Annotated in this window: 12 protein-coding genes; 6 read left to right on the forward strand and 6 right to left on the reverse strand. The window is 73.8% G+C overall.

Annotated features, from left to right (window positions below; translation table 11 throughout):
- Position 1 precedes the first annotated feature (1 nt).
- A complete protein-coding gene (locus ACFPBZ_RS12950; RefSeq protein ID WP_378036462.1) occupies positions 2 to 874 on the forward strand; it encodes a Dyp-type peroxidase in 873 nt (290 codons plus the stop codon).
- Here the strand turns inward: ACFPBZ_RS12950 and ACFPBZ_RS12955 are convergent.
- Complete coding sequence (locus ACFPBZ_RS12955; protein WP_378036463.1) at positions 829 to 2547, reverse strand: chloride channel protein; 1719 nt, start codon at positions 2545 to 2547, stop codon at positions 829 to 831. The two genes, ACFPBZ_RS12950 and ACFPBZ_RS12955, sit on opposite strands and share 46 nt — an antisense overlap.
- 56 nt (positions 2548 to 2603) lie before the next feature.
- Positions 2604 to 3458 carry an esterase/lipase family protein gene (locus ACFPBZ_RS12960; RefSeq protein WP_378036464.1) on the reverse strand — a complete coding sequence of 285 codons (855 nt, stop codon included), beginning with the start codon at positions 3456 to 3458 and terminating at the stop codon, positions 2604 to 2606.
- A 59-nt stretch (positions 3459 to 3517) separates the two neighbouring features.
- Between ACFPBZ_RS12960 and ACFPBZ_RS12965 the strand changes: the two genes are divergently transcribed.
- Positions 3518 to 4390, forward strand: a complete 873-nt coding sequence (locus ACFPBZ_RS12965) for an SCO6745 family protein (RefSeq protein WP_378036522.1) — start codon at positions 3518 to 3520, stop codon at positions 4388 to 4390.
- A gap of 287 nt (positions 4391 to 4677) precedes the next feature.
- Here the strand turns inward: ACFPBZ_RS12965 and ACFPBZ_RS12970 are convergent, their stop codons facing one another.
- Positions 4678 to 4884 carry a hypothetical protein gene (locus tag ACFPBZ_RS12970; RefSeq protein ID WP_378036465.1) on the reverse strand — a complete coding sequence of 69 codons (207 nt, stop codon included), beginning with the start codon at positions 4882 to 4884 and terminating at the stop codon, positions 4678 to 4680.
- Between the two features lie 57 nt (positions 4885 to 4941).
- On the opposite strand from ACFPBZ_RS12970, the gene ACFPBZ_RS12975 reads away from it, so the two are divergent.
- From ACFPBZ_RS12975 to ACFPBZ_RS12985, 3 genes are all read left to right on the forward strand, one after another.
- A complete protein-coding gene (locus ACFPBZ_RS12975; protein WP_378036466.1) occupies positions 4942 to 5973 on the forward strand; it encodes an NAD(P)/FAD-dependent oxidoreductase in 1032 nt (343 codons plus the stop codon).
- 89 nt (positions 5974 to 6062) lie between these two features.
- Positions 6063 to 7949, forward strand: coding sequence for a translational GTPase TypA (gene typA / locus ACFPBZ_RS12980; protein WP_378036467.1), 1887 nt, complete (start codon positions 6063 to 6065; stop codon positions 7947 to 7949).
- 101 nt (positions 7950 to 8050) lie between these two features.
- The gene (locus ACFPBZ_RS12985) at positions 8051 to 8845 is read left to right on the forward strand and encodes a hypothetical protein (protein WP_378036468.1); all 795 of its coding nucleotides are present in this window, start codon (positions 8051 to 8053) and stop codon (positions 8843 to 8845) included.
- Here the strand turns inward: ACFPBZ_RS12985 and ACFPBZ_RS12990 are convergent.
- Together ACFPBZ_RS12990 and gndA are read right to left on the reverse strand one after the other, a co-directional pair.
- Positions 8763 to 9449, reverse strand: coding sequence for a DedA family protein (locus ACFPBZ_RS12990; RefSeq protein ID WP_378036469.1), 687 nt, complete (start codon positions 9447 to 9449; stop codon positions 8763 to 8765). The genes ACFPBZ_RS12985 and ACFPBZ_RS12990 overlap by 83 nt on opposite strands.
- Positions 9450 to 9499: 50 nt before the next feature.
- Complete coding sequence (gene gndA / locus ACFPBZ_RS12995; protein WP_378036470.1) at positions 9500 to 10939, reverse strand: NADP-dependent phosphogluconate dehydrogenase; 1440 nt, start codon at positions 10937 to 10939, stop codon at positions 9500 to 9502.
- A 254-nt stretch (positions 10940 to 11193) separates the two neighbouring features.
- Between gndA and ACFPBZ_RS13000 the strand changes: the two genes are divergently transcribed.
- On the forward strand, positions 11194 to 11952 hold the full coding sequence (locus ACFPBZ_RS13000) for a GH12 family glycosyl hydrolase domain-containing protein (RefSeq protein WP_378036471.1): 759 nt from the start codon (positions 11194 to 11196) through the stop codon (positions 11950 to 11952).
- A gap of 78 nt (positions 11953 to 12030) precedes the next feature.
- Here ACFPBZ_RS13000 and ACFPBZ_RS13005 read toward each other — a convergent pair whose 3' ends face one another.
- Positions 12031 to 12609 (reverse strand): NADPH-dependent FMN reductase, encoded by a 579-nt coding sequence (locus ACFPBZ_RS13005; RefSeq protein WP_378036472.1) that lies wholly within the window; start codon positions 12607 to 12609, stop codon positions 12031 to 12033.
- Positions 12610 to 12699 lie beyond the last annotated feature (90 nt).

The following is a 12699-nucleotide window of genomic DNA, read 5'->3' on the forward strand; positions in this document are numbered from 1 at the left end:
CGTGGCGGTCGCGCAGAACGGCATCCTGGCCCTGGGGACCGCGTCCCACGCCTACCTCGAGTTCGACGCGGGGGAGGACCCGGCGGCGCTGGTCTCGGCCGCGGCGTCGCTGGCGGCGTCGGTGAAGACCACCGGTGCGACGAGCGTCGTGGTCGGGATCCGGCCGGAGCTCTGGGCCCGCGTGGCACCCGACCGGGCCCCGGACGCCCACGGGTTCGACGAGCCGGTGGTGGGGCCCGACGGGTTCGCCATGCCCGCGACGCAGCACGACGCGGTGGTCTGGGTGGCCGGCGGCGACCGCTCGACGGTGTTCGACGAGGCCGCGGCCGTCGTCGCGGCGCTGGGCCCGGTGGGCCATCTCGTCGAGGAGCTCCCGGCGTGGTCGCACCACGCCGACCGCGACCTCACCGGCTTCGAGGACGGCACCGAGAACCCGCCGGCCGCCGAGGCCCCGGGTGTCGTCACGATCCCCGAGGGTGCCGCGGGCGCGGGCGGGTCGGTGCTGCTGCTGCAGAAGTGGGTGCACGAACCGGCCTGGCTCTCGCTCGACACGCCGGCGCAGGAGGCCGTGATCGGGCGCAGCAAGGCCGACAGCATCGAGCAGGACCCGAAGCCCGCGGACGCGCACGCCGCCCGCACCGACCAGGAGACCTACGGCCAGATCTTCCGCCGCAACACCGCCTGGGGCACCTCCGAGCGCCACGGGACGATGTTCGTCGGGTTCTGCGCCGAGCAGCGCCCGCTCGCGGTGATGCTCGAGGCGATGGTCGGGCAGGACGGGCCGCGCGACGCCCTCACCCACTGGACGACGCCGCTGACCGGCGCCTACTACGTGATCCCGGCGGCTGACGCGTTGGCTGGGCTGGCGGGCTGACCGGTCCCCGGCTGACCGAACAGCCCCTCGAGCGTCACCAGCCCGAGCAGCTCCCGGTCCGGCCCGACGACCGGCGCGGCGGTCACCCCGGCCGCGAGCAGGCGGTCGCGGGCGACCACGAGGGTGTCGTCGGGTCCGACCACCACCGGGTCGTCGACGACCGCGCGGGAGGTCCGCAGCACCACCCCGACGAGCCGGCCGTCGTCCACCAGCGGGAACAGGCGCTGGCGACCCGGGGCGTCGTCGGGAACCTCCTCCCCGGGAGCGAGCACCATTGGTGCGTCGGCCATCGCCTCGTCGACGAACCGGGTCTCGAGCGGGTCCACCCCGTACTCGCGGGACAGGTGCCGGCCGCGGCGCGCGATCTTCTCGGTGAGCACCGAGCGCCCGAGCAGCAGCACCGACAGCCCGTAGGCCGACGCCGAGGCGATGAGCAGGGGGAGCAGCGCGGGCCAGGCGTGGGTGAGCTCGAGGGTGAACACCACCCCGGTCAGCGGCGAGCGCAGCACCCCGCCCACCGTCGCGGCGAGGCCCACGACGGCCCAGAAGCCGGGGCCCACCGCGGGCAGGACGAACCCGGCGAGCGCGCCGAGCGCCGCGCCGATCATGAACGTCGGGGCCAGCACCCCGCCCGAGGTGCCCGAGCCCAGCGACAGGCCCCAGATCAGCGACTTCACGACGAGGATGCCCACGACGAGAGAGAGCGCCGCCCGGCCGCTGAGGAGGTCGCCGATCACGTCGTAGCCGACGCCGAGGGCGCGCGGCACGATCAGGCCGCCGATCCCGATGATCAGCCCGCCGATCGCGGGCCACCACATCCAGTGCAGCCCGGTCCGCCGCCCGAGCGCCGCGAAGCCGTCCTCGGAGGCGTAGACGAGCCGCGTGACCACCACGGCCAGCAGCCCGCCGAGGGCGCCCGTGACGACGCACAGCAGCTCGGCCGGCAGCCCGACGTGCCAGCCGGCGGTGTCGACCTCGAAGATCGGTTCGTAGCCGAGCATGGGTCCCCGGAGCAGCGTCGCGACGACCACCGCCGCGGCCACCGGCAGGAAGCTGCGCGGCCGCCACTCGAAGAGCAGCAGCTCGACGGCCAGCAGGACCGAGGCGAGCGGCGCGTTGAACGTGGCCGCCATGCCCGCCGCCGCGCCCGCGACCATGAGGGCCTTGCGCTCGTCGTCGGTGACGGTGAGGCGCTGGGCGAGGACCGAGCCGATCGCCCCGCCGGTCATGATGATCGGCCCCTCGGCGCCGAACGGCCCACCGGTGCCGATGCTCACCGCCGCCGAGGTCGGCTTCAGCACGGCCACCCGCGGCGCGACGATGCTCCTCCGGAACAGGATCGCCTCGATCGCCTCGGGCATCCCGTGGCCGCGGATCGCCTCGGAGCCGTAGCGGGCCATGAGCCCGACGACGAGGCCGCCCAGCACCGGCGCACCCAGCAGCACCCACCAGGGGGCGCCGAGCGTGCCGGGGTTCGCGACCTCGCTCGACGCGCGCCCGGCGAACACCGCCTGGGTGATCACGCCGATGAGCCGCAGCAGCAGCCACGCCGCCCCCGCGCCGAGGGCGCCGACGGGCAGGGCCCACGCGACGATCACCAGCACCCGGGGGGTGAGCGTGAAGTCGGACAGCGGACCGGGACGGCGGGTCACGGGTGCGTCGGCTCCGGTCACGCAGCCGACCCTGGCCCAGCCCGATGATTGCGTCAGCTAAGTATGCGACTGATCACTCAGCTGGTGCCGACGAGGACCGGGCGTCCGACCCCCTCGGCCTGCAGCCGGTTGCAGTCCCCCGGCACCGGGACCGGCAGCGGCCGCGTCCCGAGGGCCCGCAGGGTGAGCCCGATCGCGAGGCCCGCGGTGGGCAGCTGGCCGTGGCCGATGAGGATGCCGTCGCAGACCTGCTGGAGCCGGATCGAGCGGGTACCGGGCAGGGCCGAGGACTCCGGCGGGGTCACGGTCTCGTCCTGGTCGGTCCACAGCGACAGCCATGGGACGTCCGGGCGCGGCGCGGACGCGAGCCGGGTCAGCAGGGCGCTGCCGGGGGCGAGCTGCTGGCAGGCCCGGGGGCAGGCCCCCGGGACGAGCGCGCCGCCGGCCGCCGCCAGGTCGGCGCCCTGCAGCGGCGAGCCCAGCGTCACCACGCGCCGCACCGCCGGGGCCGTCGTGCCGGTCTGCAGGTAGAGCCACGAGGCCACGCCGCCCGCCGAGTAGCCGACGAGGTCGACGGCGGTGGCGCCGTCGTGGCGGATGAGGTCGCGCACGGTGTCGTCGATCTCCGCGGCCTGCGCGGCGAAGTCGCCGGTGCCGCCGTCGGGGAGGTCGACGACGACGGCGGGGCGCCCCACCACCCGCAGGCGCAGCGCGAGGGCCTGCAGCGCGGCGGTGTTCCCGCCGTAGCCGGGGACGAGGACCACGGGGCCCATGTCGTCGGGCGCGGCCTGCGGCGGCACCGCGTACTCCCGGGCCACCGACACCGCCACCACCGCCGACACCGCGAGCACGATCGCGGCCATCACCAGTACGAACAGGCGGCGGCGGGGGGCGAGCCCGCCGAGCGGGAGGCGGTCGGGCCAGCGGGTCACACCGGCCAGTGTGCCTCGCGGGAGGTGGGTCGGCGTTAGCGTGCGCAGCCGTGCCTTCCCTGGAGCCCGCCGACGTCGCTCGCACGTACCGCCGCCTCGAGTCGCTGCACTCGATGATCTACTTCGCGCCCGAGGTGTCCGAGGAGCTCTCCGAGCTCGGCATCACCCACCCCCGGGCGCAGTACTTCGCGCAGCGCTCCGCTGCGATGGGCGCGGTCGGCCCCGGTGTCGTGGCCGCGACCTACTACAACTTCAACCCCGCGCTCGTCGCCCGCTTCGTGCCGGGCGTCTGGGCGAGCGCCGCCCCCGCCGCGGTGCTCAACGGGCGGCTCCGGGCCGCCGACCGGGCCCTGCGCCGGCTGCTCGGCGACGCCGCGACCTCGCGGGAGTGCGACCGCGCCGGCTACCTCGCCCGCCGCGCCACCGAGGCGTGCACCCCCGAGGACCGCCCGCTCTACGCCGCCCACGCCGACCTGCCGTGGCCCGAGGACCAGCCGCACCTCGTGCTCTTCCACGCGGTCACGCTGCTGCGCGAGTACCGCGGCGACGCCCACCTGCACGCCCTGCTCGCCGCCGGGGTCTCCGGGCTCGAGGCCCTGATCCTGCACACCGCCACCGGTCGCGGGTTCCTCCCCGAGGTCGCCCAGGCGACCCGCGGGTGGTCGCCCGAGCAGTGGGGCGAGGCGTCGTCGGGCCTGCGCGAGCGCGGGCTGATCGACGGGGAGGGCGCCCTGACCGCCGACGGCGCGGCCTTCCGCGACGGGATCGAGGCCGAGACCACCCGGCTCTCCGCCGCACCCTTCGAGCGCGTGGGCGACGACGTCGCGGAACTCTCCGAGCTGGGCGCCGGGCTGACGAAGATCGCCCTGGGCAACGGCGCCTTCCCGGCCGGGGTCTTCTCACCCGCGGCCGACCGGTCGCCGAAGGCCTGAGGGTCGGCTGGACCTCCAGGGCAGTCGGCGCAGCCCTCGGCGTCCACTCGGGTGCCGCTCGGCACCCGAGTGGACGTCCACGGTCGCTGGCCCCACCCGGCCGCCTCAAGGGGTGCGGCGGAACCGAGTCACGACGACCCGGTTCACCCGGACCGCCTCGGAGCGACGACCCGTACCGAGTGGGCGCCGACGGCTGCCGGGTCGACCCTCAGCGTCCACTCGGGCGCCGGCTCGGACCCGAGTGGACGTCCACGGTCGTCGGCGCAGCCTTCAGCGTCCGGTCGGCGTCACGAGAGCCGCTGCGCGTCCCGCGGCGCGTCCACCTCCCGCGTCCCGCCGACCCGCTTCGCGAGCCAGATGCCGCCGCCGATCACGAGCGCACCCGCGATGAGCCACCCGAGCGTCCCGAGCAGCCACTGCACGAGGGGGAGCACCACCCCGCCGAGCAGGACGAGAGCGCCGATACCGACCAGGACCCACACCACGATCTTCATGACACCGATGCTCCGCGCGGGTGCGCGCCCCGGGATCGGGGTGCGACCCTGAGTTTCATGCGGGTCACCGTGGTGGGCGCCGGGATCGTCGGGCTGGCGACCGCGGACGCGCTCGTGCGCCGCGGCCACGACGTGATGGTGCTCGACGCCGTCCGTCCGATGGGGGCCCGCAGCGCCGGCGCCTCCCGCATCTTCCGGCTCGCCCACGGCGACCCGGCGCTGGTCGCGGCGGCCGACGAGGCCCGCGGGGCGTGGGCCGAGTGGTCGCGGCGGGCCGGGCGGGAGCTCGTCGGGACCGAGGGCGCGGTCGTGTCCGGGCCGAAGGCGCCGGCGTGGGCCGACGCGATGGCCGCCGCGGGGGCCGAGCACACCCTCGGGGACCCACCGGCTGCGCTGCTCGGGACCGCCGAGGGCCCCGTCCTCGTCGACCCGGCCGGCGGTGCGGTCGACCTCGCCGGCGCCGGCCGGCTGCTGCTCGAGGCCCTGCGCCCGCACCTGCGTCCCGGCCGGGTGGTGGACCTCGACGAGCTGGACGCCGACGCGGTCGTCGTGACGGCCGGGGCGGGCACGCCGGACCTGGTGGCCCCGCTCGGCGTCGACGTCCCGGCGGCCCTGCGCCACCACGTGCGGTTCTCCTTCCGGCCGCGCGCCGCGCCCGCCGACGTCCCCCCGGCGCACATCGACGGCGTCGCCGGCCCGCAGCTCACCTCGACCTACCAGCACCGCACCCCGGAGGGGACCTGGGCGGTCGGCGGGCACCTGGTCGACGAGGACGCGGGCAGCACGACGACGGCCGACCACACCCTCGACGAGGTCCGGGCCCGGTCGCGGGCGGCGGTCTCCGCCCACGTGGCCGAGCGGCTGCCCGAGCTCGATCCCGAGCCGGTCGGGGAGCTGGCCTGCGCCCCGGCCGTGGTGGACGACGACGGGGTGGCCACGGCCCGCGTCGGGAAGGTCTACGTGCTCTGGGGCGGGAACCTCGCGAAGTTCGCCCCGCTGCTCGGGGAACGCCTGGCCGAGGCGGTACACACCGACGGCGTGGTGCATCCCATCGGGACACCTACGGACGTGTCGGATCACGGTCGGTAGCCTGGTCTTGACAACCGTCCCTCTGCAGGAAGTTCTCCCTCGTGACCACGACCGCACCTGAGCGGACCGGGTCCGCCGATCACGGCGGCTTGCGCAACGATCTGCGCAACATCGCGATCGTCGCCCACGTCGACCACGGCAAGACCACTCTCGTCGACGCCATGCTCCGCCAGTCGGGAGCCTTCTCCGCACGCGCCGAGCTCGTCGACCGGGTCATGGACTCCGGCGACCTCGAGCGCGAGAAGGGCATCACGATCCTCGCGAAGAACACGGCCGTGCGCCGCGGGGACGTCACCTTCAACATCATCGACACCCCCGGCCACGCCGACTTCGGCGGCGAGGTGGAGCGCGGTCTGTCGATGGTCGACGGCGTCGTGCTTCTCGTCGACGCCTCGGAGGGCCCGCTGCCGCAGACGCGCTTCGTGCTGCGCAAGGCGCTCGCCGCCCGGCTGCCGGTGATCCTCGCGGTCAACAAGACCGACCGCGCCGACGCCCGCTGCGCCGAGGTCGTCGAGGAGTCGCTCGACCTGCTGCTCGAGCTCGCCACCGACCTCGAGATGGACGACGACGTCGTCTCCCAGCTCCTCGAGCTCCCGGTGGTCTACGCCTCGGCCCGCGCCGGCAAGGCCTCGCTCGAGCGCCCGGCCGACGGCACGGTGCCCGACACCGAGAACCTCGACCCGCTCTTCGAGCTGCTGCTCTCCGAGGTCCCGGCGCCGACCGACGACCCCGACGGCCCGCTGCAGGCCCACGTCACGAACCTCGACGCCTCGGCCTACCTCGGCCGCATCGCGCTCTGCCGCGTGCGCTCGGGCCGGATCCGCCGCGGCCAGCAGGTCGGCTGGTGCCGCGAGGACGGCAGCGTCACCCGCGTCAAGGTCACCGAGCTGCTGCGCACCGAGGGCCTCGAGCGCGTGTCGGCCGACCACGCCGACGCGGGCGACATCGTCGCCGTCGCCGGCATCGCCGAGGTCACCATCGGCGACACCCTGGCCGACCCCGAGGACCCGCGGCCGCTGCCGCGCATCACCGTCGACGAGCCCGCCATCTCGATGACGATCGGCATCAACACCTCGCCCCTCGCGGGCCGCGACCCGAAGCCGGGCACCAAGCTCACCGCCCGCCTGCTCAAGAACCGGCTCGACTCCGAGCTGGTCGGCAACGTGTCGATGCGGGTCCTCGCGACCGAGCGCCCCGACACGTGGGAGGTGCAGGGCCGCGGCGAGCTGGCCCTGGCCATCCTCGTCGAGCAGATGCGTCGGGAGGGCTTCGAGCTCACCGTCGGCAAGCCCGAGGTCGTCACGAAGGTGGTCGACGGCAAGCTGCACGAGCCGTTCGAGCGCCTCTCGGTCGACGTCCCCGAGGAGCACCTGGGGGCGGTCACGCAGCTCCTGGCGTCCCGCAAGGGCGAGATGCTCGAGATGAGCCACTCGGCCTCCTCGACGCACGTGCGCATGGAGTACCGGGTCCCCTCGCGCGGGCTCATCGGCTTCCGCACCGAGTTCCTCACGGAGACCCGCGGCACCGGCATCGCGAACCAGCTCTTCGACGGCTACGGGCCGTGGGTGGGGGAGCTGCGGGCGCGCCTGTCGGGCTCGCTGATCGCCGACCGCGGCGGCGCCGTGACCGGCCACGCCGTCGGCCTGCTCGCCGACCGCGGCGACCTCTTCGTCGGACCGACCACCACCGTGTACACGGGCATGGTCATCGGGGAGAACTCCCGCTCCGAGGACATGGAGGTCAACATCGTCCGCGAGAAGAAGCTGACCAACATGCGCCAGTCGAGCTCGGACGTCCTCGAGCGGCTCACCCCGCCGCGGATCCTCTCGCTCGAGCAGGCCCTGGAGTTCTGCTCCGAGGACGAGTGCGTCGAGGTCACCCCCGGCGCCGTCCGCATCCGCAAGGTCGAGCTCGACTCGCACCTGCGCAACCGCGCGCGCAGCCGGGCCAAGCAGGGTCTGGCCGGCAAGCAGTAGGGCCGTCGTGACCGGTCAGGATCTCCCCTGACCGGTCACGGCCTCGTCGGGGCGCCCCCGATCCGTCACGCTGTCGACGTGGCGATCGCGGAGGAGGCCCCATGGTGAGCTTCGACCTCTCGTTCGACGACGGTCGTGTCACCGCGGCCTGGATGCTCGGGTCGTTCCTCCTGGTGTTCGCCCTGACCCGGTCGGTCACCCGGCTCATCCGGGCCGGGCGCGGCCCGTTCCGCGACACCTCGGTCGGCGGGGTGCACGTCCACCACCTCGTCTACGGCATCGCGCTGATGCTGCTGGCCGGGGCGGGGGAGTTCATCTACCGGCCCGCCGGGGCCTGGCAGACGGTGCTGGCCGTGGCGTTCGGGGCGGGCGCGGCGCTCGCGCTCGACGAGTTCGCCCTCTGGCTGCGCCTCGCCGACGTGTACTGGTCGCCCGAGGGGCGGCTCTCGGTCGACGCGGTGCTGGTGGTCGGCGTGGTCGGGACGCTGCTCGTCCTCGGGGCCAACCCGTTCGGCACCAGCGGGGAGGACGGGGCGCTCGGCGTCGCGGTCTCCGCGGTCGTGACCACCGGAGCGGCGGTGACGGCCGCGTTCAAGGGCAAGGTGGGCACCGCGGTCATCGGCATCTTCCTGCCGCCGGTCGCGCTGGTGGGCTCGATGCGCCTGGCCAAGCCGGGCTCGCCGTGGGCCCGGCGCCGCTACGGGGCCGCCTCACGCAAGCTCGCCCGCGCGCAGTCCCGGTTCCCCGAGGGCGGACGCACCCGGTGGGACCGGGTGGTCGACCTCGTCGGCGGCGTGACGCGCAAGCAGGAGCTCAGCGACCCTCGTCCGGAAGGGGGAGCGCCTGCGTCGGCGCCTCCGCCTTCTTCGCCTCCCGGTGGCGGCGGTAGCGCTTGACGAGCATGAAGGCCACCAGCCCGACGAGCAGGACCAGCACGATCGTCTGGAAGACGCCCGCGTAGCGCTCGACGAGCTGCCACTGCGAGCCGAGCGCGTAGCCGCCGCCGACGAACACCGAGTTCCAGATCAGGCTGCCGAGGCCGGTGAACAGCGTGAACTCGTACCAGGGCATGCGGCGCTGTCCCGCGGGGATCGACACGAACGACCGCACGCCCGGGATCATCCGGCCCCAGAACACCGAGGCGCGGCCGTGGCGGTCGAACCATTCCTGGGCCTTCGCGACGTCCTTCTCACCCACGAGCGGCATCCGGGCCAGCGTGCGGCGCACCCAGTCCTCGCTGCACAGCATCCCGACGAGGTAGAGCGCGAGCGCCCCGACCACCGAACCGGCCGTGGTCCAGATGATCGCGGACCAGACCGAGAACTCCCCCCGACCCGCCGCGAACCCCGCCAACGGCAGGACGATCTCCGACGGGATCGGGGGGAAGACGTTCTCGAGGGCGACGATGAGGCCCGCGCCGGGGGCGCCGAAGCTCGCCATGAGCCCGGTCGCCCAACCGGCGAGGCCTCCGTCGCCCGGGGGTGCCTGCGCGAGGAGCATGAACCGCCCAACGTCCGGGTCGTCCGTATTTCTCCCGACGTGACCGGGATCTAGGCCTCGGACTCCGCGCGGTCGTCGGTCGCCCACGCCGTGTGGAAGGTGCCGTCGCGGTCGGTGCGCCGGTAGGTGTGGGCGCCGAAGAAGTCGCGCTGGCCCTGCACGAGGGCGGCCGGGAGACGCTCGGCCCGGATGCCGTCGTAGTAGGCGAGCGCCGAGGAGAAGCCGGGCGTGGGGATGCCCAGCTGCGCCGCGGAGGCGACGACGCGCCGCCACGAGTCCTGCGCCCCGCCGATGGCCTCGACGAACGACGAGTCGGTGAGCAGCGTGGTCAGCTTCGGCTCGCGCTCGTAGGCGGCCGTGATCTCCTCGAGGAACTTGGCCCGGATGATGCAGCCGCCGCGCCAGATGCTCGCGACCCGCCCGAGGTCGATCGTCCAGCCGTACTCCTCGGCGCCGGCCTGGATCTCGTTGAAGCCCTGCGCGTAGGCGACGATCTTGGAGGCGTAGAGCGCCTGCTCGATGTCGTCGGCGAACCCCTCGGCGGCCGCTCCCTCGAGGCGGGCGCCGCTGACGCCCGGCAGGCTCCGGGCGGCGTCGCGCAGCGTGCGGTTGCCCGACAGGGAGCGGGCGAAGGTCGCCTCGGCGATGCCGGTGACGGGCACGCCGAGGTCGAGCGCGGCCTGGACGGTCCAGCGCCCGGTGCCCTTCTGCTCGGCCTCGTCGGCGACGACGTCGACGAAGGGCTTCCCGGTCTCGGCGTCGGCGTGCGCGAGGACCTCGGAGGTGATCTCGATGAGGTAGGAGTCGAGCCGGCCCTGGTTCCAGCCGGTGAACGTCTCCGCGATCGCGGCCGGGTCCATGCCCAGGCCCTGGCGCAGGAGGTCGTAGGCCTCGGCGATGAGCTGCATGTCGGCGTACTCGATGCCGTTGTGCACCATCTTGACGAAGTGGCCCGCGCCGTCGGCCCCGATGTGGGTGCAGCACGGCTGCCCGTCGACCTTGGCCGAGATGTCCTCGAGCAGCGGGCCGAGGCTCTCGTAGGCCTCCGCCGGCCCGCCGGGCATGATCGAGGGCCCGTTGAGGGCGCCCTCCTCGCCGCCCGAGACGCCCATCCCGACGAAGTTCAGGCCCATGTCCGAGAGGGCCTTCTCCCGGCGCCGGGTGTCGGCGAAGTGGGCGTTCCCGGCGTCGATGATGACGTCGCCCTGCTCGAGCAGGGGCGTGAACTCGTCGATCACGGCGTCGGTGGCCTTGCCGGCCGGGACCATGAGGATGATCCGGCGGGGCCGCTCGAGGGACCGCACGAACTCCTCGGCCGACTCCGCGGGCACGAAGGTCCCCTCGTCGGCGAAGTTCTCCGCGAGGTCCCGGGTGCGCTTCGCGGTCCGGTTGTGCAGCGCGACGGTGTGCCCGTGGCGCGCGAGGTTGCGTGCGAGGTTCCGGCCCATGGTGGCGAGGCCGCTGACGCCGATCTCCGCTGTCTGACTCACGCCCCCAGACTGCCCCACCGGGGCCCCTCGACACTCCCGATGGGGTGACATTCCCGTGACCCGCTAATGATCGGGTCGTTCGGCACGAGGAACGGTCCGTACGCCACGACGATCAACGTCGCGGCGGCGGCCCACGGGGGAGAACGACGACGATGGCGGACGACACGGCACGTGGAGGGACTCCCGGCGTCACCGGCGGCCGGGCTGCGGCACGCCGTGCCGGCGCCCGGACGGTCCGGCGGACCCGGTACCTGGTGGCGTTCCTCCTGGCGGTCACGGTGACGCTCGGGACCGTGCTGGTCGGCAACGCGGTGTCCTCGGCCGCGACCTACCCGCAGGTGTGCGACAAGTTCGGCTCCCGCGGCGTGGGCGGCAAGTACGTCGCGCAGAACAACAAGTGGGGCACCGACGCCCAGCAGTGCATCACGCCGTTCGACACCGGCTTCTCGCTCGACGTCGCCAAGGGCACCAACAACGCCGGCCCGGCGTCGTACCCCTCGCTCTACCGCGGCTGCGTCTACGGCTACTGCACCCCGGGCTCGACGAACGTCTTTCCGGCGCCGGTCCGCACGCTCGGCACGCTGCGCTCGAACTTCACGACGAGCGGCCCGACCACGGCCGGCACGAACCAGTACAACACCGCCTACGACATCTGGTTCGACCCGACGGCCACCAACAAGGGCCGCAACACGGGCGCCGAGATGATGATCTGGCTCAACCGCACCTCGTGGGTGCAGCCGATCGGCAAGCCCTACTACGACGTGAACATCGGCGGCCAGATCTACACCGTCTGGTACGGCAAGATCGACCTGCCGGTCATCTCCTACGTCAAGAAGGTCCCGACGACGTCGGTGACCAACCTGCCGCTCGACGCGTTCGTCAAGGACGCCACGGCCCGCGGTGTGGTCAAGTCCACCTGGTTCATGACCAGCGTCCAGGCCGGGTTCGAGCCGTGGACCGGGGGCCAGGGGCTCCGGGTCAGCAACTTCTCGGTGCTGCGGAACGGCCAGTAGTCCTTCGACCTGCGGTCCTGTGCGTGCGTTCCCGTGCTCCGGCACGGGACCGCACGCACAGCCATGTCGGCCCGAGTGTCAGCCCAGCCGCGCCAGCATCGCGCCCAGCCCGTCGAGCGCCGCCTTCGCGCCGGCCTCGGTCTCGGGGGCGGCGGTGAACACCCGCTCGTCGCCCTCGCCCGTGACGTTCTTCATGGCGAACGGGATCGGCACGGCGGCGGACACCGGCACCATGTTCAGCGCGATCAGCACCGGCCACAGCGCCTCGGCGGCCCGCGTGCCCGCCGCGACCCCGCCGTAGCTGATGATCGTGGCGGGCTTGCCGGCCCACTCGCGGTTGAGGTGGTCGAGGGCGTTCTTCAGGACCGCGTTGAAGCTGTGGTTGTACTCGGGGGTGACGAAGACGAAGGCGTCCGCGCGGTCGATGATCGCGCTGAAGGCCTTCGTCGAGTCGAGGGTGTAGTTCCCCGACCGGGGGTGCTCCGGCTCGGCGAACATCGGCAGGTCCACCTCGGCGAGGTCGACGATCTCCACCTCGAAGCCCTCGTACTCCCGGGCGTACCCGGCGAACCAGCGCGCGATGGGCTCGCCGATCCGGCCGGGACGGCTGCTCGCCACGACGATCTGCAGCAGCGGCCGCCGGGTGTCCTCGCTCATTGCGTTCCTCCGTCTGACGATTGATGGCACAACCATCCTGCGCCCCGCTCGTCGGGAACGCCGTCGGGGGGCGCGGCTAGTCTGGCGGCC

It is taken from the genome of Actinomycetospora atypica (assembly GCF_042653685.1).
GTDB lineage: Bacteria > Actinomycetota > Actinomycetes > Mycobacteriales > Pseudonocardiaceae > Actinomycetospora > Actinomycetospora atypica.